The sequence below is a fragment of the Chromobacterium sinusclupearum genome (assembly GCF_002902845.1).
GTDB classification, from domain to species: domain Bacteria; phylum Pseudomonadota; class Gammaproteobacteria; order Burkholderiales; family Chromobacteriaceae; genus Chromobacterium; species Chromobacterium sinusclupearum.
Genome location: NZ_PPTF01000068.1, coordinates 172,793 through 195,992 on the forward strand (window position 1 = coordinate 172,793; position 23,200 = coordinate 195,992).

Here is a 23,200-nt window from a genome sequence, read left to right on the forward strand (position 1 = left end):
CGCCGATATTTTTTCGTGTCGTTTCGTGGGTTTCGTGGCAAATAATGAAGTTGGACAAATCATGTGCCGCCGCTCGCCGGAACCCCATCGGCATGCGATAATCGCCGGCTGCTCCACCCACCTGGCAATACCCATGCAAACCTCCTTCCTGTCCGCGACCATCCTGCTGATCCTGATCACCGACCCGCTGGGCAATATTCCGCTGTTCATCGCCGCGTTGAAACAAGTCAAGCCGGAGCGCCGCAAGCGGGTGGTCTACCGCGAATGCCTGATCGCCTTCCTGGTGCTGACCATCTTCATGCTGTTCGGCCGCAACTTCCTGGACTTGATGCACCTGACCGACGAATCCATGCGCATCGCCGGCGGCGTGATCCTGTTCCTGATCGCCATCAAGATGATCTTCCCCGGCGAGGGCTCCGTGTTCGGCGGCGACAAAATGAGCGGCGAACCCTTCATCGTGCCCATCGCCATTCCGCTGATCGCCGGCCCGTCCGCCATGGCCACTGTGCTTCTGCTGTCCACCCGCGAGCCGGGCCGCATGCTGGAATGGATGGGCGCGCTGACCATCTGCATGCTGGTCACCACCGTGGTCTTCCTGTTCTCCAGTCGTCTGCAGAAGCTGCTGGGCGAACAGGCCATCACCGCGCTGGAGCGCCTGATGGGCCTGGTGCTGACCGCCATCTCCGTCGAGATGCTGCTCAGCGGTTTCGCGTCCTACTGGAAGCAGCTGCACTAAGCAATACCGATTTCGCCACGAAACCCACTATAGAGCCGCTAACGAAACCTCGTTAGAGAACCTGAGCCAAGGCGCGCCGACGCAGACAGTACTTGAGTACGGCAAGGAGGCGCAACGCAGGATCAGGGGTTTTGTTAGCGGGTCTAAAAACACGAAGGCCTCTCGCAGCTCACCACAATTCAAGCTCCCTTGTTTCGTGTCTTTCGTGGAGTTCGTGGCAAATGGCTTTTTATCATGCAAAGCAGATATCGCATCAGGGTTATCCCGGATAGGGATATCGCCTATGCCCCCAGCTGACGACAGTTGTTAGCATCGGATTCAAATGGACCGATAGAGTCCGCATCCGAAGCAACCAACGCCAGTCGGGAGAACCATGCAAACCAAGACCCCATTCTTTTCGCGCCTGTACGTGCAGGTGCTGATCGCCATCGCGCTGGGCGTCACGCTCGGCGCCGTCGCGCCGGACCTCGGCGCCAAGATGAAACCGCTGGGCGACGCCTTCATCAAGCTGATCAAGATGATGATCGCGCCGATTATCTTCGCCACCGTCGTCGTCGGCATCGCCAAGATGGGCGACATGAAGGAAGTGGGCCGCGTCGGCGTCAAGGCGCTGTTCTACTTCGAGGCCGTCACCACGCTGGCGCTGGTGATCGGCCTGATCGTGGTCAACCTGCTGCAGCCCGGCGCCGGCCTCAATATCGACCCGCACACCCTGCACGCCAAGGACATCGCCAAGTACACCGCCGGCGCCAAGGAAATGAACACGGTAGACTTCCTGCTGCACATCATTCCGGACACCGTCGTCGGCGCCTTCGCCAGCGGCGAAATCCTGCAGGTGCTGACCTTCTCCGTGCTGCTGGGCCTGGCCCTGACCAAGATGGGCGACAACGGCAAGACCATCGTCCACATCCTCGACGAGTTCTCGCACGCTCTGTTCGGCGTGATCAATATGCTGATGAAGCTGGCTCCGATCGGGGCCTTCGGCGCGATGGCCTTCACCATCGGCAAATACGGCATAGGCTCGCTGAAGCAGCTGGGCTTTTTGATGGCCTGCGTGTATCTGACCTGCTTCGCCTTCGTCTTCATCGTGCTGGGTGCCATCGCCCGCTTCTCCGGCTTCAGCCTGTGGCGCTTCCTGGTCTACATCAAGGAAGAAATCCTGCTGGTGCTGGGCACGTCTTCATCCGAGTCCGCGCTGCCGGGCATCATGAAGAAGCTGGAAAACCTGGGCTGCGCCAAGCCGGTGGTCGGCATGGTGGTGCCCACCGGCTACTCGTTCAACCTGGACGGCACTTCCATCTATCTGACCATGGCGGCGATCTTCATCGCCCAGGCTACCAATGTGAACCTGACCCTGGGCGAGGAGCTGGCCATTATCGGCGTGCTGCTGCTGACCTCCAAGGGGGCGGCTGCGGTGACCGGCGGCGGCTTCATCACGCTGGCCGCCACGCTGGCGACGCTGGGCGGCAAGCTGCCGGTGGAAGGCCTGGCGCTGCTGATCGGCATCGACCGCTTCATGTCCGAAGCGCGCGCCATCACCAATCTGATCGGCAACGGCGTCGCCACCGTGGTGATCGCCAAGTGGGAAAAAGCGCTGGACGTTGAGCAAATGAACCGTGTCTTGGCCGGCGACCAGCCATCCGAACCGCCGCCGCAACCCCGCGAGCAGCCGGCGCCGCAACTGAGCTAAACGCAACACCCCACCCCCGCCAAGGCGGGGGTTTTTGTTGGCATTAGAATCAATGCTTGATTTTGCCCTTCCCGCGTCCACGATGAATACTGAGGAGGGGTCACATCATGACTGATTTCTGGCTGCAATACGGCGACGAGATGCTGCCGGTGATAGGCGACTTTCCCAGAGTCGGCGACTATCTGCCGAGTTTCATGCTGGTGGATGACCAAAAACGCGACGCGGCGCTGGAAAGCTACCTTGGCCCCAAGGTCATCGTCACGCTGCTGTCTGTGGACGAGGAGGAGCACGGCGGCATTCTGCTGCTGCGCGAAACCCGCCGCTGCCTGGATCGCTGGCCGCACCTGAAGCTGATCGTCATCACCGTGGACTCGCCATCTTCGCTGGCCCGGGCGCGCCACGAGCACGGCCTGCCCCACACCACGCTGCTGTCCACCCTGCGCGGACGCGACTTCCACAAACGCTACGGCGTGCTGATCACGGAATTTCCGCTGAGCGGCTACACCGCGCCGGCCATCATCCTGGCTGATGCCAACAATGTGGCGCACTACACCGAACGGCTGGTCGATACCCGCGCCATGTTCGACTTCGACGCCATCGATGCCTTGCTGCAGCAGGGCGAGCAGCAGGCGCTGGAAGCGGAGCGCGCCGCCGAGGAAGCGCGGCAACAGCAATTGGCGGAGCGCGAGCTGGGCACCGAGCGGCTGGTGGAGAAAGCGCGCCAGATCGAGCAAACCCCGCCCAAAACCAGCTACGGCAACCGCTGAAGCTTAGATAAAACAAAACCGCCCGTTTCCGGGCGGTTTCTCATTCACTGATGGATGGCCGTCAGCCTAGCTGTTCAGTTCCTTGGCCAGGTACAGCCAGGTTTCCACCACGGTGTCCGGGTTCAGCGACACGGTTTCGATGCCCTCTTCCACCAGCCACTTGGCGAAGTCCGGATGGTCGGACGGGCCCTGGCCGCAGATGCCCACGTACTTGCCCAGCTTGCGGCAAGCCTGGATCGACATGTGCAGCATGGCCTTGACCGCCTCGTTGCGCTCGTCGAAAGTGCTGGCGATCGGGCCGCCGGAGTCGCGGTCCACGCCCAGCGTCAGCTGGGTCATGTCGTTGGAGCCGATGGAGAAGCCGTCGAAGTGCTGCAGGAACTTCTCTGCCAGCACGGCGTTGGTCGGCAGCTCGCACATCATGATCAGGCGCAGGCCGTTTTCGCCGCGCTTCAGGCCGTTTTCGGCCAGGATCTCGACGACTTTCTCGGCTTCGGCCAGCGTGCGGACAAACGGGATCATCACTTCCACGTTGGTCAAGCCCATCACGTCGCGCACCTTCTTGATGGCGCGGCATTCCAGCTCGAAACAATCGCGGAACGACTCGGCCACGTAGCGCGCCGCGCCGCGGAAACCGATCATCGGGTTTTCTTCGTGCGGTTCGTACAGCTGGCCGCCGATCAGGTTGGCGTACTCGTTGGACTTGAAGTCCGACATGCGCACGATGACCTTCTTCGGATAGAACGCCGCAGCCAGCGTGGACACGCCTTCGGCGATCTTGTCGACGTAGAAGTCTACCGGGCTGGCGTAGCCGGCGATGCGGTCGGAAATGGTTTCCTTCAGCTCCGGACTCAGCTTGTCGAATTCCAACAGCGCTTTCGGGTGGATGCCGATCTGGCGGTTGATGACGAACTCCATCCGCGCCAAGCCCACGCCTTCGTTCGGCAGCTGGGCGAAGTCAAACGCCAGTTCCGGGTTGCCCACGTTCATCATGATCTTGACCGGCGCCTTCGGCATCTTGTCCAGTTCCAGATCGATGACTTCCACGTCCAGCAGGCCGTCGTAGATGTTGCCAGTGTCGCCCTCGGCGCAGGACACGGTGACCTGCATGCCTTCCTTCAGCACCTGGGTGGCGTCGCCGCAGCCCACCACGGCCGGGATGCCCAGCTCGCGCGCGATGATGGCGGCGTGGCAGGTACGGCCGCCGCGATTGGTCACGATGGCGGCGGCGCGCTTCATCACCGGTTCCCAATCCGGGTCGGTCATGTCGGTCACCAGCACATCGCCCGGCTTGACGCGGTCCATCTCGGACGCGTCCTTGATGGTGCGCACCACGCCCTGGCCGATCTTCTGGCCGATGGCGCGGCCTTCGCACAGGATTTCGGACTTGCTGTTCAGGCGGTAGCGGCGCAGGGTGTCCTTGCGGTCTTCCTGCGACTTAACGGTTTCCGGACGCGCTTGCAGGATGTACAGCTTGCCGTCCAGGCCGTCGCGGCCCCACTCGATATCCATCGGACGGCCGTAGTGTTTTTCGATGATCAGCGCGTACTGGGCCAGCTCGGCCACTTCGGCGTCGCTGATCGAGAACTGCTTGCGCAGGGCAGGCTCCACATCGACGGTCTTGACCGAGCGGCCGGCTTGCGACGCGTCGGTGAATTCCATCTTGATCAGCTTGGAACCCATGGTCTTGCGCAGCACGGCCGGACGGCCGGCCTTCAGCGTCGGCTTGTGCACGTAGAACTCGTCCGGGTTCACGGCGCCCTGCACCACGGTCTCGCCCAGGCCGTAGGAAGCGGTGATGAACACCACGTCTTCAAAGCCGGATTCGGTGTCGATGGTGAACATCACGCCGGCCGCGCCCTTGTCGGAACGCACCATGCGCTGCACGCCGGCGGACAGGGCCACCACGTCGTGGGCGAAGCCCTTGTGCACGCGGTAGGAGATGGCGCGGTCGTTGTAGAGGGAAGCGAAAACGTGCTTCATCGCATCCTTGACATTGTCAAGGCCGCGGATATTCAGGAAGGTTTCTTGCTGGCCTGCGAACGAGGCATCGGGGAGGTCTTCGGCGGTGGCGGAGGAACGGACGGCGACGGAAATGTCAGCGCCGCCGGCATCGGCCACCATCTTGTCCCAGGCTTCCTTGATGTCGGCATCCAGCTTGGCAGGGAACGGCGTATCGATAATCCACTGACGGATTTCCTTGCCGATGCGAGCCAGCTCGCTTACGTCTTCAATGTCCAGCTTGGCCAAAGCGGCATTGATCTTGCCCGCCAGGCCGTTATGCTGAAGGAAATCGCGGTAGGCTTGCGCGGTCGTCGCGAAACCGCCGGGAACGCGCACGCCGGAACCGGCCAGCTGACTGATCATTTCACCAAGGGAGGCGTTCTTGCCGCCTACCTCTTCCACATCGGTCATGCGCAGTTTCTCGAACCAGATGACGTAGTTCTCTGCCATCACTTCACTTCCTGTGTTGGGATTGGGACGATGCGCCGCATTCTAGCCGAATTACGCGCCGATTGCGTAGCAACTTTTGCAGCGCACAAGATTTTTTGCGACAGACGGAATGTCAAAACCAGCAAAATCAATCAGTTGCCAAAGCCCCGGCCGGCCAAAGTAAGAAAATGTCATGTAATGTTGTGATTACATGAAGAAAACGAATCTCTGCCAAGCCGATACCATCCGCCCTTGCGCCGGTATACACTTTGCACAGACAAACCCATAGCAAGCAAGGTCTTCCATGCCGCACCATCGCTCCGCCTTCTTCATCTCCGACCGCACCGGCATCACCGCCGAATCGCTGGGCCATACGCTATTGACCCAGTTCGACAGCCTGGACTTCCAGCGCGAAACCGTGCCCTTCGTCGACACCGTGGAAAAAGCGCAAACGCTGGCCGAGCGCATCAGCGCCGTGGCCGAGCGCGATCATCTGCGCCCGCTGGTCTTCACCAGCATCGTCAATCCGGAAGTGCGCGAGGCGCTGCGGCTCAGCAACGTGATCCTGATCGACTTCTTCGAGACTTTCATCGGCCACCTGGAGCTGGAGCTGGGCCAGAAAGCCTCGCTGACGGTGGGCAAGGCGCACGGCATGATCAACGAGGAGAAATACGATCACCGGATCGAAGCGGTGAATTTCTCGCTGAACCACGATGACGGCGTGAAGCTGAAAGACCTGAACGAGGCCGATGTCATCCTGATCGGCGTCTCCCGCTCAGGCAAAACGCCTACCTGCCTGTACCTGGCGCTGCAGTACGGCATACGCGCCGCCAACTACCCGCTGACGCCGGAAGACCTGGACAGCCCCACCCTGCCCAAGATCCTGCTGCCGTTCAAGGACAAGATGTTCGGCCTTACCATCGACCCGAACCGCCTGCACCACATCCGCTCCGAACGCCGGCCCGACTCCAAATACGCCAGCATGGACAACTGCCGGCGCGAGGTGAACGAGGCGGAATCGATGTTCCGCCATCACGGCGTGCCCTTCATCAGCACCACGCACAAGTCGATCGAGGAAATCGCCTCCACCATCATGCACAAGGCGGCGCTGGGCAGGAAGTTCTAAGAACGTGTTCACGATCTTTGGCTTTTAGACCTGATTTGTGAAAAACAAACACGTTTTCGATGCACCTACATCCCTTCAAGCCTGCCGTCGGGCGGCAGGCCCGAGGTCTTAAGCGGCTGCATGTTCGAGCGATTTGACGTTAGCAAATCGCGAGTTCAGCCGCGCCTCGGGCCTGACGGGAACCGGCGGGAAGCCGCAGGCCAGGCTTGCAGGGTGGCTTTTAGGGGTGGAGGGGATATTTGGCCAAGCAAATATCCCCTCCCTGCCGCCGGCAGCCCGGCAATGAAAACGGCAATCCGCGCAGCGGATTCAATCGTGAACAAGTCCCAAGCGCCACTAGCCCCCGGCCCGCTTGGTCTTGAATCCCAGCTTGACCAATTCGGCGACCACGGTTTCCACGTGGTCGCCCTGTATCTCCAGCACGCCCTCTTTCACGGTGCCGCCGCTGCCGCAACGCGTCCGCAGCTGCTTGCCCAGCTTGGCCAAGGCCTCGCCGGCCAGCGGCACGCCCTTCACCACCGTCACCGCCTTGCCGCCCCTGCCCTTGGTCTCGCGCGAGACCCTCGCAATGCCATCGCCTGCGGGCACGGTCTGCGGGCCGCACTGGCACTGGTCTATAGGCTGTCGGCAAACCGGGCACATCCGGCCATGCTCGGTCGAATACACCAGCCCGCCGCTTTGTTTTGCTTTCATCGTCAGCGCTCTCCTGCAAAGACGCCATGGTCGCGTCAAAGCCGCATCAGGACAAGCGGAGAAAGCGGGCACGCCGCGCCCCGATTGCTTTGATTTGGATGCCCAGCATGGCCGGATTAAGCCACCCCAACAAAATTCATAAAAACTCACAAAACACAAATAACATTGTCAATATGTAAAATTTGTGAAAATTACCGAACAAAAGCAATTATTCGCTCTCAAACAATCAACCCTATTTGAGAGCGCTTGCATGAACATCCCCGACTTCAACCTGCCACCGATCCAGCTGATCCGGCCTTGGCCGCAACAGCTAGCCGGCGTGCAATCCAGCCGGGGAAGCAGCGCCGAGCCGCAGCATGAGTTCGCCGAGATGCTGTACCGCAGCGTGCTGCAGAACCCAGCCCATACCCTGCCGGCGCTCGCGCCATCCTTCCTGCCGCCTGCCGTGCTGAGCCAGCCGCAAACCCGCTCCTCGCGCCCGTCTCCGTCGCAGGCCCGCTCCGCCGCGCGCGCCTATTCGCCCTCCTCCAGACCGACCATCGGCACCCTGCTGCAAACCGAGGCTTGACGGCGCGGCCGCAGCCATGGTTTGATGGTTTCATGAATACCGCATCCGCATTCGTAATCCGATTTTGGTGGTGGCGCCTCTTCTAGGCGGCACCGGCGAACGCGCACGCAAAAACCCGGAGGCTGCCGACAAGGCGCACCGGGTTTGTTTTTAGCCTTACCTCCCCCAGTCCACCCTGTCGGCTCCTTCCCCGAACTCCACGGAGAGCGATATGAATCTGGACACCATCACCAGCCAAGACATCATCCTGACCGGCGACCGCACCACCGGCCAACTGCACCTGGGTCATTATGTGGGCTCGCTGCGCAACCGCGTCATCCTGCAGGATCGTTGCAGCCAATTCCTGCTGCTGGCCGACGCCCAGGCCTTGACCGACAATATGGGCAACTACCTGAAGGTGCGCGACAACGTGCTGCAGGTGGCGCTGGACTATCTGGCCGTCGGCATCGATCCGGCCAAGAGCACCATCTTCATCCAGAGCCTGGTGCCGGAGCTGACCGAGCTGGCCTCCTACTACCTGAACCTGGTGACGGTGGCGCGGCTGGAACGCAATCCCACCATCAAAGACGAGATCAAGCAGCGCGGCTACGAGCGCGACATCCCGGCCGGCTTCCTCACCTACCCCGCCGCTCAGGCCGCCGACATCACCGCCTTCAAGGCCACCATCGTGCCGGTGGGCGACGATCAGATTCCGATGATAGAGCAGACCAACGAGATCGTGCGCCGCTTCAACGCCAGCGTGGAACAGACGGTGCTGGTGGAGGCCAAGGCCGTGGTGCCGGAAGTCGGTTCGCGCCTGCCCGGCATAGACGGCAAGGCCAAGATGTCCAAATCGCTGGGCAACACCCTGACGCTGTCCGCCAGCCCGGACGAAATCCGCCAGGCGGTGAAAATGATGTACACCGACCCGAATCATCTGCGCGTGGCCGATCCCGGCCAAGTGGAAGGCAATGTCGTCTTCACCTATCTGGACGCCTTCCACCCGGACCAGGAGCTGGTGCAGGGCCTGAAAGCGCATTACCAACGCGGCGGCCTGGGCGACACCGTCATCAAAAAGCATCTGGAAGACTGCCTGCAGGAGATGCTGGCCCCGATACGCGCCCGCCGCGAGCACTATGCGCAAGACCCGGCCGCGGTGTTGGACATGCTTAAAACCGGCACCCGCCGTGCCCGCGACGTGGCGGCGCGCACGCTGGCCGAGGTGAAGGCGGCGATGGGCCTCAACTACTACTGAGCGGGAGGCAGACATGGAACAGCTCTATCAATGCCAGACCCTGCCCGAAGTGCGCGAACAGATTGATCGCATCGACCGCGCGCTGGTGGCGCTGATCGCCGAACGCAGCATCTACGTGCGCCAAGCCGCGGCGTTCAAACACAGCCGGGACGAGGTGGAAGGCGGCAAGCGGGCGGACCAAGTGATGCGCCGGGTGGAGCGGCTGGCTGGCGAGCTGGGCGCGGACGCCGCGCTGACCGCGGCGGTCTATCGGACCATGATCGAATACTTCGTCGCCGACGAAATGGCGGTGTTTCGCCTCAGGCAACAGCCGCGTATCGATTGAGCCGATGGGCCGGCTTCCCTACAATGCCTACGGCATCGCCGCAGCCCGGCGGCGGCTCGCCCCATTCCGCACTGGAGAATCTACCGATGAAAGCCATCGCGCTGCTGTTGCTCGCCAGCCTAGCCGCCCTCGCCCACGCCGAAGAAGTGGGCGAGGTATCCACCACCTTCAAGCTGCTCAGCCCCAACGACAAGGTCATCGTCGAAGCCTTTGACGATCCTTCGGTGCAGGGCGTGGCCTGCTATGTGTCGCGCGCCAAGACCGGCGGCTATCAGGGCGCGCTGGGCCTGGCCAAGGACCCGTCCCGCTTTTCCGTCGCCTGCCGCCAGGTTGGCCCCATCCGCTTCAGCCAGCCGCTGCCGCCACAGGAACAGGTGTTCAAGGAAAGCGCGTCTTTCGTGTTCAAGCATGTGCGGGTGGTGCGCATGGTGGACGCCAAGCGCAATGTGCTGACCTACCTGACTTACTCTGACAAGCTGGTGGATGGCAGCCCGGACAACGCCATCACCGCCGTGGCCGTGCTGGACCAGAAAATCCCGCTGAAAAAGTGATTAAGCCAAGTTATTGATAGTCATGATCTTTTTAAACATGATGGCCATCATGCAATGGGTAACTCGGCCCGCCAGCCATCGAAACCGACTTCCACGCCCGGCGGGCATTGCGCGCTGAGCGCCTGGTACTCCAGCTTGTGCGTCATGTGGATCAGCACGGTGCGGCGGGCGCCGATGCGGGCCGCCCACTCCAATGACTGGGCCACGCACAGGTGGGACGGATAGGGATCGGCATTGAGGCAATCGAGGAACAGCAGCTCCAGCCCCTCCAGCAGCGGCAAGCTGCTATCCGGGATGTGCGACAAATCGGTCAGCCAGGCCATATTGCCGATGCGCCAGCCCAGGCAGGGCCAGCTGCCGTGCTGCAGCGGAATCGGCGTCAACGCCACGCCCTGGTGCTGAACGGGTCCGCTCACGGTCTCCGGCAGCAGCACCGGCTTGTCCCACATCTTGGACGGCGCTTGCAGCGCATAGCCAAAACGCTCGCGGATATTAGCCATGGTGAACTCATTGCCATACAGCGAGATCGGCCCTTTCTTCAGGTAGCAAAAGGCGCGCAGATCATCGATGCCGTTCAGGTGGTCGGCGTGCGGATGGGTGTACAGCACGGCATCCAGTCTGTCCAAGCCCTCGCGCAGCGCCTGCAGGCGCAGGTCTGGTCCGGTATCGATCAGAAAACCCAGTTCGCCGACGCGCACATAGGCGCTGGCGCGGGTGCGCTTGTTGCGCGGATCGGTCGAAACGCAGGTTGCGCAGCGGCAGCCTATGGCCGGCGTGCCGGAGCTGGAACCGCAACCAAGTATGGTGACTTCTAGCTTATCCACAGCGTCCCTTGTCGTTCATTGGCACAATGGCGGCCGCACCGCCGGCACCACCGTAGACCCGCCCTCGCACACCACCTGGCCCGCGGGGCCGATATTGCAGCTGCCATTAGGCGCGGCCGCGCAATGCGGGGCGCCATCCGGCCCCAGCAGGCAAAGGCCCGGACCGGCATAGAAACTGCCATTGGCGAAGATGGCGCCGCCGCCGGGATACGGCGAACAGAACAGATTGCCGAACGAATCCACCACGCAGGCGCCGGCGCTGCAATAGGCCTGGCCCTGATGCAGCACCGCCTGTCCGCCCGGCGGCGCGCAAAAGCTGCGCCCGGCCAGGTTGACGCAATTGGCCAAGGCCGGCGCGGCGGCCAGCATGCCGGTCAGACACAAGGCGACAAGCCGCATGGCAGCCTCCGTTTCAGCGCGCCGCCTTGACGAACAGGCGGAAGAAATTGTCCGTGGTAGCCTGGGCCACCTGTTCAAACGGGATGCCGCGCAGCTGGGCGATGAATTCGGCCACATGCCGCACATAGGCCGGCTCGTTGGTTTTGCCGCGGAACGGCACCGGCGCCAGATACGGCGAGTCGGTTTCGATCAGCATCCGCTCCAGCGGCACTTTCTGCGCCACTTCCTGCACCTGCTTGGCGTTCTTGAACGTCACCACGCCGGAGAAGGAGATATAAAAGCCCAGCGCCAGCGCGGCCTCGGCCACTTCCCAGGTCTCGGTGAAGCAATGCATCACGCCGCCGCATTGCTCGGCATGCTCTTCCTGCATGATGCGTATGGTGTCGGCGGCGGATTCGCGGGTGTGGATCACCAAGGGCAGCTGCATGCGCTTGGCGGCGCGGATATGGGTGCGGAAGCGCTCGTGCTGCCATTCCAGATCGCCCTTGCACCAGTGGTAGTCGAGGCCGGTTTCGCCTATGCCCACCACGCGCGGATGGGCAGCCAGCTGCACCAGCTCTTCCTCGGAATACTCCTCGGCATCGGGATCGTCAGGATGCACGCCGACGGTGGCGTACAGATTGGGATGCGCTTCGGCCAGCGCCAGCACCTGCGGGTACTTGGGACGGCTCACGCCGATCACCAGCGCGTGAGTGACCTGGTTCTGGCGCATATTGGCCAGCACGTCGGGCAGGCGCTCGGCCAGGTCGGGGAAATTGATGTGGCAGTGGGAGTCGATCAGCATGGCGGATGGTGAATCTGTCTAACAGACTACAGCATACCATGCCGGCGGACCGCCTTGCCGCGCGGCCGCGTTACATCGTGTGCGTGGGGCGGCTGGAATTGAGCACCCCGCCCAGCAGCGTCTCGATCTTGTCCTTGGCCTGCTTGCCGGCGTCGCCGGAAACGAATTCCACGCCTACGCCCTGCACCCGGCTGTTGTTGGCGCCGCTGGGCGTGATCCACACCACCTTGGCCTGCACCGCGATGCGCTGCGGGTCGTCCATCAGCGTAAGCAACAGAAACACTTCCTCGCCCAGCTGCATTTCCTTGCTGGTGGGGATGAAAATGCCGCCATTGCGGACGAAGGGCATATAGGCGGCGAACAGCGCGCTGCGCTCCTTGATGTGCAGCGACAGCACGCCAGGGCGATTGGGGTTGGTCAGATCCGGCCGGGAATTCGCGGCGTCCATAGCGGGGCTTGCCCTCTCCGTCTTTAACCGGCCTTGGAGCCGGCGAAGATCATCAGATAGTCCATCAGCACCGCCTCCAGCTGCAGGCGGTTATTCAGCGTATGTTGCGCAAACGGCGCCAGCTCGGTCAAGCCTCTCTGGCAGGCCATCAGTTGCGTCGTGTCGCAGCGCGCCGCCAGCGCGGACAGCGCGCGCTCCTGATCCGGATAATAGCGGAGCCGGCCGGCCAGGCACAGCGCAGCCAGGTCATGCAGCCATTTCTGCAGCCAGGACAAAGGCTGCAGCAGCGACAACTGCTTGTTCTTGTCCACCAGTTCGGCCAGTTGCAGCATTCCGGCGAAGCTAGGCTGTCCCAAGCCGCGGACGAACTGGGCGCGCAGCGCCGCCAAATCCGGATCGTGATCGAACAGCGGCGCACCGCCGTTGTGCGCCAGCTCCACCTCGGCGTTGGCAATGCCCTGCTCCCTCAGCCAGACCAGCGCGGCAGCCTCGGCCGGACGGGTCAGCGCAAACTGGCGGCAGCGGCTGCGGATGGTGGGCAGCAAGCGTTGCGGCGCATGCGATACCAACAGGAACAGCACCGCCTCCGGCGGCTCCTCCAAGATTTTCAGCAAGGCGTTGGCGGCGGCCAGGTTCAGGTTCTCCGCCGGCTCCACCAGGATCACGCGTCGTCCGGCGCGATGGGCGGTCAGATGCGCAAAGTCGATCACCTCGCGCACCGCCTCTATCTTGATTTGCGGCAGCTTGCGGGTGGTTTTGCTCTCCTTGCCCTCCTCGTCTTCATCGGAGAATGGCGACAGGCGGCGAAAATCCGGATGGGTGCCGCTGGCGAACCAGCGGCAGGCCTGGCACTGGCCGCAAGGCTGATGGCCCGCGCCGGGGTTTTCGCACAGCAGGGACTGTGCCAGATGCTCGGCGAAGGCCAGCTTGCCGATGCCCGCGCCGCCGGTCAGCAGCCAGGCGCCGGGCATCCGTTCGCGCTCGGCGTTCAGCCGCTGCCAGTCTTCGCTCTGCCACGGGTACAGCATCAGCCGCGCTCCCGCAGTTTTTGCAGATGGCCGGCGATATCGGCCTGAATCTCGGCGATGCCGCGGCTGGAATCCAGCACCGCGAAGCGCTGCGGCTCGCTATCCGCCCGGCGCAGATAGGCCTCGCGCACGCGCTGATGGAAATCGGCGGCTTCCTGTTCGAAGCGATCCAGCTGGCGGGTGCCGGCCATGCGTCCGGCGGCCACTTCCAGCGGCAGGTCGAACAGCAATGTCAGGTCCGGCTGCAAGCCGCGCTGCACCCAGTCCTCCAGAGCGCCGATGCGTTCGAACGACACGCCGCGGCCGCCGCCCTGGAAGGCGTAGGTGGAATCGGTGAACCGGTCCGACACCAGCCAGCGTCCGGCGCACAGCGCCGGCTCGATCACATCGGCGATGTGCTGCTGGCGCGAAGCGAAGGCCAGCAGCGCCTCCGCGTCCAGCGAGACGCGGGTTTCCGGCGCCAGCAGCAGCTCGCGGATCTTTTCGCCCAGCGGCGTGCCGCCGGGTTCGCGCGTGAACACCGCGTCGATGGCATGGCCAGCCAGCCAATCGCGGATGAAGGCCAGATGGGTGCTCTTGCCTGCGCCGTCTATGCCCTCAAGCGTGATGAATCGGCCGCGCGGGGCCTGCTGCTGACTGCTCATTGCTTGCCTTTCTTCAGGATGTACTTGCGCACCGCCTGGTTGTGCTCTTCCAGGGTGCTGGAAAACTGCGAACTGCCGTCGCCGCGGGCGACGAAATACAGCGCGGTGGACTCCGCCGGCTGGGCGGCGGCATACAGCGCGGCCCGGCTAGGCAGCGCGATCGGCGTCGGCGTCAGGCCGGCGCGGGTATAGGTATTGTACGGGGTATCGCGGCGCAGGTCCGCCTTGCCGATATTGCCCTGGTAGCGGTCGCCCATGCCGTAGATCACCGAGGGGTCGGTCTGCAGCCGCATGCCCAGCTTCAGCCGGTTGACGAAGACCGATGCCACCATGGGCCGGTCCAGCTCGTTGGCGGTTTCCTTTTCGATCAGGCTGGCCATGATCAGCATCTCGTACGGCGTGCGGTAGGGCAGATTCGGCTTACGCGACTCCCAGGCCGCAGCCAATTGCTGCTGCATTTTCTCGAACGACAGGCGATACAGATCCATATCGGACGCGCCCGGCGTGAACAGATAGGTGCTGGGGAAGAACAAGCCCTCCGGGTCCGCGCCCGGCAGGCCCAGCTTGCTCATCAATTCGGCGTCGCTGAGCTTCTGCGCGTCATGGCTCAAGTCCGGGCTCCGGTCTATCGCCTGGCGGAACTGGCGGAAGGTCCAGCCTTCAATCGTGGTCAGGCTGGCCTCGTCCGGCCGCCCTTCGCGCAGCCTCTGCAACACGTCGAGCAGCGATTGCGGCCCCTGGAAACGATAGAGGCCAGCCTTGATCTTGCGGTCCGAGCCGGACAGCCGCGCCAGCGCCACCAGCAACTGCGGGCTGCGGACTGCGCCATCCTCGCCCAGCGTGCGGGCGATCTGCTTCATGGTGCGGTTAGGCCCAACCAGCAACCGGTAGCCGGCATCCGGCAGCGATACCGGCATCAGCGCGGCCCAGCCCAGCCAGCCGATGGCGCACAACAGGAGCAACAACAGAATGCCGGGTAATCTTTTCATAAGGCTCAGCAACGATGATCGGTTTCACAGCCGTCCAGGCGGCAAAGGCGGAATCATACCAGCAAGCAGCCCTGTCCGACATGACAGGCCCATCGCGCCGGAATTCTCATAGTTTGTCCCACATCAACAGCAAGCGCCGCGGTTTTGCCTATTTTCCAGCTGACAGCATGCCGTTTCGGCAGGCGCCGCCGCGTCGCCCCCACGACCGGCCATCTTAACCACTGCGAGCACGGCCCGAAATGAAACCTTTCTTCAATCTAGGATGCGCGCTGGTCGCCTGGAACGAATTATGCCGGATCAGCCGGACCCGCGGCCGTCCGGAAGGCGCCACGCCGCTGCCATTCCAGCAAGGACGGGACAAACGGCAATTCATCTGCCACGAAACCGCGCCGCGGCTGACGAGCTACGGTTCGCTGCTGCTGGAGCCGATCTGGTTGCTGAACCATAACGTCAATGGCCGCTGGCAATTGACAGCCACCGCGCTGGGCAACGGGCTGAACCTGCGGCTGCAGACGCTGCTGCACGCCTGGCTGCCGGAGATGCCGCTGGCGCAGGAAGCCGGGCCGGGCGTCATGCGAATGCGCCTGGCGGTGCGCGGCTATCTGGTCGACATCGGCGCGCCGCCGCCCTTCCTGCGCCCGCCGCGCGCCATCGACGCCCGCTCGCCCTTGCTGAGCGGCATCGCGCCCTATCTGGAACAAGTGGCCAGCGTGGTTCAGCTGTCCGATGCGCAAAGCGGAGAACTGCTGGGCGGCGGCGTCAATCTGCTGGACGTGCGGCTGCCGCCGGAACCATCGCAAGCCGGCAGCTGGCAGGCCTTGCTGGCCTGCGACTGGCCGCGCTTGCTGCAAGCGGGCGAAAGCGCCTTGGCCGCTGGCTAGCATGCGCTGCTTGGCGGCATAATGACAGGCAGCTCAACAGAAACCTTGGAATCCGCCATGCCGCGCCTTCGCCTCGCCGTGCTTTGCCTGTTCCTCTCCCCCATCGTCCTGGCCGATACGGTCACGGTGGCGGTGGCCAGCAATTTCCAGCAAACGCTGGACAAGATCGCCGTCGCCTTCAAGGCCGCCTCTGGCCATGACATCAAGGCCAGCGCGGGCGCCTCCGGCAAGCTGGCGGCGCAGATCCGCCAAGGCGCGCCGTTCGACGTGTTTCTGTCCGCCGACGACGAGCGGCCGGCCGAGCTGGCGAAAGCCGGCGTAGGCGTGCCGTCCAGCCAGTTCACCTATGCCTATGGCCAGCTGGCGCTGTGGAGCAAGCAGCGCGACGACGCCGGCGAGGGCGCGCTGCGCCGCGGCGACTTCAACAAGCTGGCGGTGGCCAACCCAACCACCGCGCCATATGGCCGCGCCGCGATGGAAACCTTGGCCGCGCTGAAGCTGGACGCCGCGGTCAAGCCCAAGCTGCTGACCGGCGACAATATCGGCCAGACCATGCAGTTCGCCCAGGTCGGCGGGGCCGACTTCGCCTTTGTCGCCTATTCGCAACTATTGGAACAAGGCATACACAGCCATTACTGGCTGGTGCCGGAAAAACTGCATCAACCTATCCGCCAGGATGCGCTGCAGATCAAGCCCACGCCGGCAGCCGGCGCGCTGATGGCTTTCCTGAAGGGCGAACAGGCGCGCGCGTTGATGGCTCAGGCCGGCTACCGCTTCAAACCGTGACCTCGCAAGACTGGAGCGCCATCGCGCTGACTTTGCGCCTGGCCGGCATCAGCACCTTGCTGCTGCTGGCGTTGTGCATCCCGCTTGCCTGGTGGCTGGCGCGCGGCAGTTCGCGGCTGCGGCCGCTGGCGGAGGCGGCGGCCATGCTGCCCCTGGTGCTGCCCCCCACCGTGCTGGGCTTCTATCTGCTGCTGGCCTTCGGCCCTCATGGGCCGGTAGGCTGGCTGACCTCGTCGCTAGGTCTGCCCGGCCTGGCCTTCACCTTTGCCGGCCTGGTGATCGCTTCGGTGCTGTACTCGCTGCCCTTCGTGCTGCAACCGCTGCTGGCCAGCTTCCGCGCGGTGCGGCAGGAAGAGCTGGAAAGCGCCCTGCTATTGGGCGCCGGGGCCTGGCAGCGGATGCGCCACGTGATCCTGCCATCCTGCCGCACCGGCGTGCTCAGCGCCGCCTGCCTGGGTTTTGCCCATACCGTAGGCGAGTTCGGCGTGGTGCTGATGATAGGCGGCAATATTGACGGCGTAACCCGGGTGATATCGATCGCGCTGTACAATCAGGTTGAGCAAGCCGACTACGCCTCAGCCCATCAATTGGCGCTGATGCTGTTGCTGTTCTCGCTGGCGGCCCTGTCGCTGGTCTACTGGCTGAATGCCAGACAGAAAAACGCGGAACAATAGACTTAGCCCTTGAAACGGGCATTTACTCCGGAGATAGAAACATGCGCAAATCCCTGCTTCTTGCCGTCCTCGCCCTGTTCAGCGCCAACCTGGCGCTGGCCGACGCCGCCTGCGACGCCAAGGCCGCCGAAAAGAAATTGGCCGGCGCCGCCAAACAAAGCTTCCTGAAGAAGTGCGAGAAAGACACCGCCGCCGCACAGGCCAGCTGCGACGCCAAGGCCGCCGACAAAAAACTGGCCGGCGCGGCCAAGCAAAGTTTTACCAAGAAATGCGTGAAGGATGCGATGGCCAAGTAAGCCCCCGCCACAATCGAAACGGCATGGCCAAGGCCATGCCGTTTTTACTGCGCCAATCAAGCAAACCACGGCCGGCACGCAAAAAACCACTTAGTCGCCAATGACTTGGCGACAATGGTCTACACTTGTACAAGGCATGGCTTGCACGTATTGGCGATGAACTCCCTGTCAGGATACAACTCCACTCTCTCGTCTTTCGACAGTTTGCTGCCGAACTTGAGCAGTTTATTGTCTGGCGGCCTGCTGCTTGGCTCGGCCAATGGGACAAGCAACGCATCCAGCAACGCGCCGAGCGACCCGATTCAAGTGGAGCTGTCCACGCTGGGACAACTGATGTCCGTCCTCAACACCTTCCAGAGCAGCCTGCAGCAGATCTACGCCCCATACAATCGCTTCAACAACACCAGCGCCAGCAGCAGCAATCCCGCCGTGGCCAGCGTCAGCGCCTCGGCCAGCGCGCAGACATCCAGCTACCTGCTGAATATCTCTCAATTGGCGCAGGCACAAAGCGCGACAACCGCATTTTCGCTGCCTGACAGCAGCAGCACCGTGGTGGGCAGCGGCAGCCTGACCATCACGACCGGCACCTATGCCTACACCAGCCCCACCTCGGCCTCCAGCTTCAGCGCCACCGGCACGCCCACAACGGTCAGCATCAGCAACGGCACGCTGTCCAGCATCGCCAGCTCGATCAACGGCGCAGGCGCCGGCGTGGTAGCCAATGTGATCCAAAACTCGTCCGGCAACTATCAATTGCAAATCAGCCAGGCCAATACCGGCGCCAGCAACAACTTCCGCATCACCGTCAGCGACAACGACGGCAACAACACCGACCAGAGCGGGCTGTCGCGCCTAGCCTTCGACCAGACCCTGGCTGTCGGCAGCGGGCAGAACCTGACCCAGACCCAGGCCGCGCAAAACGCAAGCTACACCGTCAACGGCGCCACCGGCACCAGCGCCAGCAACTTTGGCATCCAATTGGGCAGCGGCGTGTCGGCCAATCTGCTGGCCACCGGCAGCAGCAATATCGCCGTCAATGTGGACTTTGGCCTGCTCAACAATAATGCGCAATCGCTGGTCAGCGCCTTCAACACCGCTCAGGGCAGCATCAATGGCTTGCTGGGCAACCAGGTCAAGCCGGGCAACGACCCCATCGCCGCCCAGTTGCCGCAGCTGCTGAATCAACAGGCCCAGGCCAGCTACAACAATGGCAGCTCCACGCTGACCCTGCTCAGCCAGCTGGGCCTGCTCTATCAAAGCCCGTCGCAATACGGGCTGGGCGGCACGCTGAACCTGAATGTCAGCTCGCTGCAGGCCGCCTACAACAGCGACGCCAGCGGCGCGGCCAATCTGATCTTCACCGCCGCCCAAGCGCTGAACACGCTGGCCAACAGCTACACCACTTATGGCAACGGCACGCTGGTCAATGAAACCAATGCCTTGCTCTCGCAACAACGCACCGGCCAGCTGGTGATCAACACGCCGGACACACCTAATAAATTTCCTTACAACCTGCCCAATCTATTGAGCTACCCGTCCAGCAACGCCGCGCTGACGGCCCAGCAGATCAGCGGCCTTGCCACTTATGCTTTGATTTACTCCATCGGCGCACCTTACGCGCTGGAGTCGCTGCTGGTCGGCCAAGGACTGGGCCTGTCCACATCCGGTAGTTTCTCCGCCACTGCCTGAGTTCCCCCCGCTTTCATCGGCGGCATTTTTCGCGTTACAATTCATCGGATGATTGGATGTATTGGACACGCCCTATGCTCCCCGCCGCCGCCAAACGCTCGCTAGTCGACATCGCGTTGGAAAATCTGAGCCAACAACTCGCCGCCGGCCGCTGGCCGCTGGGCAGCCGCATGCCAACGGAGCCTGAGCTGGCCGAGGAACTCGGCATCAGCCGCAACACCGTGCGCGAAGCGATTCGCGTGCTGCTGTACGCTGGCCTGCTGGAAGTGCGGCAGGGCGATGGCACCTATGTGCGCGCCGTGGTCAATCCCGGCGAGGCGATGCGCTCCATCAGCCGCGCCAGCCTGCGCGAACACCTGGAGGTGCGCTGCCTGCTGGAAGAAAGCGCGGCCAAGCTGGCGGCGAAACGCGCCGGCCCGGGCGAGCTGTCCCGCATCGCCGCCGCGCTGGAGCAGCTGCGGCCGCAGGATGGCGAAACGCCGGAACGCTATGCCGAGCGCGACCTGGATTTCCACGTTGCCATCGCCGATGCCTGCGGCAACCAGGCGCTGGCCAGCCTGTACCGCTACTTCTCCGACGCGGTGCGGCAGAGCGTGCAGGATTCGATACGCGACGAGGCCCTGCCCGACCCGGACTTCGCCGCCCATGCCGCAATCTATGAGGCCATACGCGACCGCAAGCCGGAACATGCCGGCCAGGCCGCCGCCGCCATCACCCGTCCGCTGCTGGCCACGCTGGACCGGCTGCTGCACAAGCAACGATAAGGAAGCACCATGCAAGAGAACACGAATCGGTCCAAACCGATCGCCGATGAACTGCTGATCGACGACGACACGCCTGCCGCCGCCCTGGAGGGCAGCCGCGTCCGCACGCTATTGCTGCTGTTGGGATTGGTGCTGGTAGGCCTCAACCTGCGCCCGGCGCTGTCCAGCCTGGCGCCGGTGCTGGGCATGGTCAGCCGCGACACTGGCCTGACGCCGACGCTGGCCGGCCTGTTGACCACGCTGCCGGTGGCCTGCTTAGGGCTGTTCGGCCCGCTGGCGCCGCACCTGGCCCGCAGGCTGGGCAGCGAGAAAACCATCGCGCTGGTGCTGATGGTGCTGGCCGCCGGCGTCGTGCTGCGCACCGTGTTTGGCACCTTCGGCCTGTTTGCCGGCTCGGCTTTGGCCGGCGCCGCCATCGGCGTGATCGGCGTGCTGCTGCCGGGCATCGTCAAGCGCGACTTCGCCAGCCGCGCCGGCTTGATGACCGGCGTCTACACCATGGCCTTGTGCCTGGGCGCGGCGCTGGCGGCCGGCTTCACTGTGCCGGTGGCCGAGCATTTCGGCCATGACTGGCGGCCGGCGCTGGCGCTGTGGGCGCTGCCGGCCGTGCTGGCGCTGGCGGTATGGTGGCCGCAGCTGAATACCCGCCACGCCGCGGCACAGGGCCAGTGGCAGGTGCGCGGCCTGTTGCGCGATCCGCTGGCCTGGCAGGTTACCTTGTTCATGGGCCTGCAATCGTCGCTGGCCTATATCGTGTTCGGCTGGCTGCCGTCCATTCTGATCGACCGCGGCCTGACGCCGATGCAGGGCGGCCTGATGCTATCGCTGTCCACCATGGTGCAGGTGCCGGCCTCGCTATTGGTGCCGATGCTGGCGCATCGCTGCCGCAACCAGCGCCCGCCCATTGTCGCCACCCTGCTGATGGTGATCAGCGGCCTCTTGGGCATGCTGTACGCGCCCACCGACAGCCTGGTTTTGTGGGCGGTGCTGCTCGGCTTCGGCCAAGGCGGCCTGTTCAGCACCGCGCTGAGCCTGCTTGCGCACCGCTCGCCGGATCAACATGTGGCGGCTCACCTGTCCGGCATGGCGCAGGGCATAGGCTATATGCTGGCCTCGCTTGGCCCGTTCGCCGTCGGCCTGATCCGCAGCCATAGCCATGCGACGTGGCCGCTGGCGCTGCTGTTCAGCCTGATCGCCGCGGCGGCGTTCAGCGTGGGCATGATGGCCGGCCGCAAGCGGCTGGTGGGCGTCAAAGCCGAGCCGATCTGACCGGAGCGATCCCGCCATGACAAAGCCCGCCGTCAGGCGGGCTTTGTCTTGCGGCGGCCATCCACTCACTTGGGCCGCGCGACGATGCCATAGCGCGATTGCAGCGCCGGCAGGGTTTCGCTCGCCAGCGGCAGCACGGCTTCGGCCAGCTTCAGCGTCGTCGGCAGCGCCGCCATGTCGCCGTCCCAGCCCGGCAAGCCTTCATCCAGCAGCGACGGCAAATCGCGATCATCCACCACGGCCAGCTCGCCGCCGATTTCCAGCAGCAGTACGCCATCCGGCGTCAGCCAGGCCGAGCGCGCCGGCACATCGTCGTCGTAGGGCTGCGTGCTCCATCCCTTGGGCGTGCGCCTGGCAACCAGCGGAGCGGCGTCCAGCGTCACGTACACTTTCTGCGGGCCGTTCTGCACATAGCAGCGCCCCTGCCCGTCGCGGCTGTAGTTGCGGTTGAAGAACTCCGCCATGCCCTCGTGCTGCAGCCGTTCATCCTTGATCCACCACTGTCCGCGCGCGTCCAGCCTAAGCCAGCCGAATACCGCCGGCACATTGGGCCATTTGGCCATTGCGGCCAATACTATTGCGTCCATCGTTCTCCTCCCGCGGGTGGCCCCGCTTGTTCATTATCCATCGTTTGCCCTAGGGGCTGTTGACGTTTGGTGAGTGGATCGCGTTTGCGCTCCGCCAAACCCGCAGGGCCGGGCGCCTTTCGCGCCGACTCTTCGTTGTTCCGCGCTGGCAGAGAATGCTATGCGGCGCGCGAAACGCCTCGATTCGCCGCAAAACGCATCCCGGCGCGACCGCTCACCAAACGTCAACAGCCCCTAGGAGGTACCGCGCTTTAACAAAGCTGAACATCCGGCTTGCCCGCCGCAATACTCCGGTGACAAATTTCGCCGATACTGCCCACAGTTCATGCACTAAAAGGAGTGTCCGCCATGCCACTGCTCTACAGGTCATTGCTTCTTGCCAGCATTCTCTGCGTCAGCGCCGCTCAAGCCGCGGAAACGGCCGAACCGCAGCGCCCGGATAGGCAGATGGACCCGGCCATGCACCAGAAAATGATGGCCAGGCATATGCAGATGCTGCATGACAAGCTGAAACTGCAGCCGCAACAGGAAGGCGCCTGGCAGGACTTCGTCAAAGCCATGCAGCCGCGCAAGCCCATGCCGCCCAAGGAGGGCCAGGATAGTGCGCCGGAAAGAATGGAACAGATGATGCAACAGCAGCAGGCCGAAATGCAGCAACGGCTGGACGCGTTGAAAACCTTCTACGGACAGTTGACGCCTGAGCAGCGCAAAGTGATGGACAACTTGCATCGCCCGGGCGGCGAGTGGCAACATCGCGGCAAGCGCGAGGCATCCAGCCCGAATCACGGCTGAGCGGCGCGGCGGGGCCGTCTCTGATCAGGCTTTCCCGGCAGCCTTGCGAATAAGGAGGCAGCGGCCAGTTTAACGCGCTGCCTGTTTTACTTCCTGACACGCTGCGCTCGCCGCGTTCGATCTGTGTCGGACCGGCATCCGCCCCCGCGCGGCGGATTCAAAGCGATAGCAAACGCCAACAGATGGCCACGACGCGTCATGACAAGCCGCCAGCTTTTATCCC

26 protein-coding genes are annotated in these 23,200 nt (G+C 63.5%); 16 read left to right on the top strand and 10 right to left on the bottom strand.

Features of this window, described 5'->3' with window-relative positions; translation table 11 throughout:
• Positions 1-133 precede the first annotated feature (133 nt).
• The 3 genes from C2134_RS14785 to C2134_RS14795 all read left to right on the top strand — a co-directional run bounded on the left by C2134_RS14785 (position 134) and on the right by C2134_RS14795 (position 3,193).
• Positions 134-736, top strand: coding sequence for a MarC family protein (locus C2134_RS14785; RefSeq protein WP_043621679.1), 603 nt, complete (start codon positions 134-136; stop codon positions 734-736).
• A gap of 373 nt (positions 737-1,109) precedes the next feature.
• Positions 1,110-2,426 (top strand): dicarboxylate/amino acid:cation symporter, encoded by a 1,317-nt coding sequence (locus C2134_RS14790; protein ID WP_103320902.1) that lies wholly within the window; start codon positions 1,110-1,112, stop codon positions 2,424-2,426.
• A gap of 107 nt (positions 2,427-2,533) precedes the next feature.
• Complete coding sequence (locus C2134_RS14795; RefSeq protein ID WP_103320903.1) at positions 2,534-3,193, top strand: thioredoxin domain-containing protein; 660 nt, start codon at positions 2,534-2,536, stop codon at positions 3,191-3,193.
• Between the two features lie 66 nt (positions 3,194-3,259).
• Here C2134_RS14795 and ppsA read toward each other — a convergent pair whose 3' ends face one another.
• A complete protein-coding gene (gene ppsA, locus C2134_RS14800) occupies positions 3,260-5,647 on the bottom strand; it encodes a phosphoenolpyruvate synthase (protein WP_103320904.1) in 2,388 nt (795 codons plus the stop codon).
• Between the two features lie 283 nt (positions 5,648-5,930).
• Between ppsA and ppsR the strand changes: the two genes are divergently transcribed.
• On the top strand, positions 5,931-6,752 hold the full coding sequence (ppsR, locus tag C2134_RS14805) for a posphoenolpyruvate synthetase regulatory kinase/phosphorylase PpsR (RefSeq protein WP_103320905.1): 822 nt from the start codon (positions 5,931-5,933) through the stop codon (positions 6,750-6,752).
• Positions 6,753-7,088: 336 nt separating this feature from the next.
• Here ppsR and C2134_RS14810 read toward each other — a convergent pair whose 3' ends face one another.
• Positions 7,089-7,445 carry a translation initiation factor Sui1 gene (locus C2134_RS14810; protein ID WP_103320906.1) on the bottom strand — a complete coding sequence of 119 codons (357 nt, stop codon included), beginning with the start codon at positions 7,443-7,445 and terminating at the stop codon, positions 7,089-7,091.
• Between the two features lie 250 nt (positions 7,446-7,695).
• On the opposite strand from C2134_RS14810, the gene C2134_RS14815 reads away from it, so the two are divergent.
• The 4 genes from C2134_RS14815 (at position 7,696) to C2134_RS14830 (ending at position 10,123) form a co-directional block, all read left to right on the top strand.
• Entirely contained in the window at positions 7,696-8,013 is a 318-nt protein-coding gene (locus tag C2134_RS14815) for a hypothetical protein (protein ID WP_103320907.1), read from the top strand.
• A gap of 211 nt (positions 8,014-8,224) precedes the next feature.
• Positions 8,225-9,247, top strand: a complete 1,023-nt coding sequence (gene trpS, locus C2134_RS14820) for a tryptophan--tRNA ligase (RefSeq protein ID WP_103320908.1) — start codon at positions 8,225-8,227, stop codon at positions 9,245-9,247.
• Between the two features lie 13 nt (positions 9,248-9,260).
• A complete protein-coding gene (locus C2134_RS14825; protein WP_103320909.1) occupies positions 9,261-9,572 on the top strand; it encodes a chorismate mutase in 312 nt (103 codons plus the stop codon).
• Positions 9,573-9,658: 86 nt separating this feature from the next.
• Entirely contained in the window at positions 9,659-10,123 is a 465-nt protein-coding gene (locus C2134_RS14830; protein ID WP_103320910.1) for a CreA family protein, read from the top strand.
• Positions 10,124-10,170: 47 nt separating this feature from the next.
• Here the strand turns inward: C2134_RS14830 and C2134_RS14835 are convergent, their stop codons facing one another.
• From C2134_RS14835 to mltG, 7 genes are all read right to left on the bottom strand, one after another.
• Complete coding sequence (locus C2134_RS14835) at positions 10,171-10,947, bottom strand: MBL fold metallo-hydrolase (RefSeq protein ID WP_103320911.1); 777 nt, start codon at positions 10,945-10,947, stop codon at positions 10,171-10,173.
• A gap of 15 nt (positions 10,948-10,962) precedes the next feature.
• On the bottom strand, positions 10,963-11,346 hold the full coding sequence (locus C2134_RS14840) for a hypothetical protein (RefSeq protein ID WP_103320912.1): 384 nt from the start codon (positions 11,344-11,346) through the stop codon (positions 10,963-10,965).
• A gap of 13 nt (positions 11,347-11,359) precedes the next feature.
• On the bottom strand, positions 11,360-12,130 hold the full coding sequence (locus tag C2134_RS14845) for a TatD family hydrolase (RefSeq protein WP_103320913.1): 771 nt from the start codon (positions 12,128-12,130) through the stop codon (positions 11,360-11,362).
• A 70-nt stretch (positions 12,131-12,200) separates the two neighbouring features.
• A complete protein-coding gene (locus C2134_RS14850; protein ID WP_043621644.1) occupies positions 12,201-12,578 on the bottom strand; it encodes a PilZ domain-containing protein in 378 nt (125 codons plus the stop codon).
• 23 nt (positions 12,579-12,601) lie between these two features.
• Positions 12,602-13,606: a DNA polymerase III subunit delta' gene (locus tag C2134_RS14855; RefSeq protein WP_103320914.1), complete on the bottom strand. Its 1,005-nt coding sequence runs from the start codon at positions 13,604-13,606 to the stop codon at positions 12,602-12,604.
• A complete protein-coding gene (tmk, locus tag C2134_RS14860; protein ID WP_103320915.1) occupies positions 13,606-14,250 on the bottom strand; it encodes a dTMP kinase in 645 nt (214 codons plus the stop codon). The genes C2134_RS14855 and tmk overlap by 1 nt, the downstream gene beginning before the upstream one ends.
• Positions 14,247-15,239 carry an endolytic transglycosylase MltG gene (mltG, locus tag C2134_RS14865; RefSeq protein ID WP_103320916.1) on the bottom strand — a complete coding sequence of 331 codons (993 nt, stop codon included), beginning with the start codon at positions 15,237-15,239 and terminating at the stop codon, positions 14,247-14,249. The genes tmk and mltG overlap by 4 nt, the downstream gene beginning before the upstream one ends.
• A 239-nt stretch (positions 15,240-15,478) precedes the next feature.
• On the opposite strand from mltG, the gene C2134_RS14870 reads away from it, so the two are divergent.
• From C2134_RS14870 to C2134_RS14900, 7 genes are all read left to right on the top strand, one after another.
• Positions 15,479-16,120, top strand: a complete 642-nt coding sequence (locus tag C2134_RS14870; RefSeq protein WP_103320917.1) for a DUF3313 domain-containing protein — start codon at positions 15,479-15,481, stop codon at positions 16,118-16,120.
• A 57-nt stretch (positions 16,121-16,177) separates the two neighbouring features.
• Positions 16,178-16,906, top strand: coding sequence for a molybdate ABC transporter substrate-binding protein (modA, locus tag C2134_RS14875; RefSeq protein WP_103320918.1), 729 nt, complete (start codon positions 16,178-16,180; stop codon positions 16,904-16,906).
• Positions 16,903-17,580, top strand: a complete 678-nt coding sequence (gene modB / locus C2134_RS14880) for a molybdate ABC transporter permease subunit (RefSeq protein ID WP_103320919.1) — start codon at positions 16,903-16,905, stop codon at positions 17,578-17,580. The genes modA and modB overlap by 4 nt, the downstream gene beginning before the upstream one ends.
• A gap of 41 nt (positions 17,581-17,621) precedes the next feature.
• On the top strand, positions 17,622-17,876 hold the full coding sequence (locus C2134_RS14885; protein ID WP_103320920.1) for a hypothetical protein: 255 nt from the start codon (positions 17,622-17,624) through the stop codon (positions 17,874-17,876).
• 156 nt (positions 17,877-18,032) lie between these two features.
• Positions 18,033-19,565 carry a flagellar filament capping protein FliD gene (gene fliD / locus C2134_RS14890; RefSeq protein ID WP_158248777.1) on the top strand — a complete coding sequence of 511 codons (1,533 nt, stop codon included), beginning with the start codon at positions 18,033-18,035 and terminating at the stop codon, positions 19,563-19,565.
• 74 nt (positions 19,566-19,639) lie between these two features.
• Positions 19,640-20,329: a FadR/GntR family transcriptional regulator gene (locus tag C2134_RS14895; RefSeq protein ID WP_103320922.1), complete on the top strand. Its 690-nt coding sequence runs from the start codon at positions 19,640-19,642 to the stop codon at positions 20,327-20,329.
• Positions 20,330-20,338: 9 nt separating this feature from the next.
• Positions 20,339-21,598 carry a CynX/NimT family MFS transporter gene (locus tag C2134_RS14900; RefSeq protein ID WP_103320923.1) on the top strand — a complete coding sequence of 420 codons (1,260 nt, stop codon included), beginning with the start codon at positions 20,339-20,341 and terminating at the stop codon, positions 21,596-21,598.
• Positions 21,599-21,663: 65 nt separating this feature from the next.
• Here C2134_RS14900 and C2134_RS14905 read toward each other — a convergent pair whose 3' ends face one another.
• Positions 21,664-22,185, bottom strand: a complete 522-nt coding sequence (locus tag C2134_RS14905; protein WP_103320924.1) for a DUF2946 family protein — start codon at positions 22,183-22,185, stop codon at positions 21,664-21,666.
• Positions 22,186-22,533: 348 nt separating this feature from the next.
• Here C2134_RS14905 and C2134_RS14910 point away from each other — a divergent pair, with 348 nt between their 5' ends.
• Positions 22,534-22,977 carry a Spy/CpxP family protein refolding chaperone gene (locus tag C2134_RS14910; RefSeq protein WP_103320925.1) on the top strand — a complete coding sequence of 148 codons (444 nt, stop codon included), beginning with the start codon at positions 22,534-22,536 and terminating at the stop codon, positions 22,975-22,977.
• The last annotated feature ends 223 nt before the right edge of the window (positions 22,978-23,200 follow it).

Excerpts from the sequence above, each read along its gene's own strand:
- ppsA (WP_103320904.1), bottom strand. The coding sequence starts at position 5,647 with ATGGCAGAGAACTACGTCATCTGGTTCGAGAAACTGCGCATGACCGAT.
- C2134_RS14870 (WP_103320917.1), top strand. The coding sequence starts at position 15,479 with ATGAAACCTTTCTTCAATCTAGGATGCGCGCTGGTCGCCTGGAACGAA.
- C2134_RS14830 (WP_103320910.1), top strand. The coding sequence starts at position 9,659 with ATGAAAGCCATCGCGCTGCTGTTGCTCGCCAGCCTAGCCGCCCTCGCC.
- C2134_RS14845 (WP_103320913.1), bottom strand. The coding sequence starts at position 12,130 with ATGCTGATCGACTCCCACTGCCACATCAATTTCCCCGACCTGGCCGAG.
- C2134_RS14790 (WP_103320902.1), top strand. The coding sequence starts at position 1,110 with ATGCAAACCAAGACCCCATTCTTTTCGCGCCTGTACGTGCAGGTGCTG.
- trpS (WP_103320908.1), top strand. The coding sequence starts at position 8,225 with ATGAATCTGGACACCATCACCAGCCAAGACATCATCCTGACCGGCGAC.
- C2134_RS14785 (WP_043621679.1), top strand. The coding sequence starts at position 134 with ATGCAAACCTCCTTCCTGTCCGCGACCATCCTGCTGATCCTGATCACC.
- C2134_RS14900 (WP_103320923.1), top strand. The coding sequence starts at position 20,339 with ATGCAAGAGAACACGAATCGGTCCAAACCGATCGCCGATGAACTGCTG.
- mltG (WP_103320916.1), bottom strand. The coding sequence starts at position 15,239 with ATGAAAAGATTACCCGGCATTCTGTTGTTGCTCCTGTTGTGCGCCATC.
- C2134_RS14895 (WP_103320922.1), top strand. The coding sequence starts at position 19,640 with ATGCTCCCCGCCGCCGCCAAACGCTCGCTAGTCGACATCGCGTTGGAA.
- C2134_RS14910 (WP_103320925.1), top strand. The coding sequence starts at position 22,534 with ATGCCACTGCTCTACAGGTCATTGCTTCTTGCCAGCATTCTCTGCGTC.
- C2134_RS14855 (WP_103320914.1), bottom strand. The coding sequence starts at position 13,606 with ATGCTGTACCCGTGGCAGAGCGAAGACTGGCAGCGGCTGAACGCCGAG.
- C2134_RS14825 (WP_103320909.1), top strand. The coding sequence starts at position 9,261 with ATGGAACAGCTCTATCAATGCCAGACCCTGCCCGAAGTGCGCGAACAG.
- C2134_RS14810 (WP_103320906.1), bottom strand. The coding sequence starts at position 7,445 with ATGAAAGCAAAACAAAGCGGCGGGCTGGTGTATTCGACCGAGCATGGC.
- C2134_RS14850 (WP_043621644.1), bottom strand. The coding sequence starts at position 12,578 with ATGGACGCCGCGAATTCCCGGCCGGATCTGACCAACCCCAATCGCCCT.
- C2134_RS14905 (WP_103320924.1), bottom strand. The coding sequence starts at position 22,185 with ATGGACGCAATAGTATTGGCCGCAATGGCCAAATGGCCCAATGTGCCG.
- C2134_RS14885 (WP_103320920.1), top strand. The coding sequence starts at position 17,622 with ATGCGCAAATCCCTGCTTCTTGCCGTCCTCGCCCTGTTCAGCGCCAAC.
- C2134_RS14840 (WP_103320912.1), bottom strand. The coding sequence starts at position 11,346 with ATGCGGCTTGTCGCCTTGTGTCTGACCGGCATGCTGGCCGCCGCGCCG.
- modA (WP_103320918.1), top strand. The coding sequence starts at position 16,178 with ATGCCGCGCCTTCGCCTCGCCGTGCTTTGCCTGTTCCTCTCCCCCATC.
- C2134_RS14795 (WP_103320903.1), top strand. The coding sequence starts at position 2,534 with ATGACTGATTTCTGGCTGCAATACGGCGACGAGATGCTGCCGGTGATA.
- ppsR (WP_103320905.1), top strand. The coding sequence starts at position 5,931 with ATGCCGCACCATCGCTCCGCCTTCTTCATCTCCGACCGCACCGGCATC.
- fliD (WP_158248777.1), top strand. The coding sequence starts at position 18,033 with ATGAACTCCCTGTCAGGATACAACTCCACTCTCTCGTCTTTCGACAGT.
- C2134_RS14815 (WP_103320907.1), top strand. The coding sequence starts at position 7,696 with ATGAACATCCCCGACTTCAACCTGCCACCGATCCAGCTGATCCGGCCT.
- tmk (WP_103320915.1), bottom strand. The coding sequence starts at position 14,250 with ATGAGCAGTCAGCAGCAGGCCCCGCGCGGCCGATTCATCACGCTTGAG.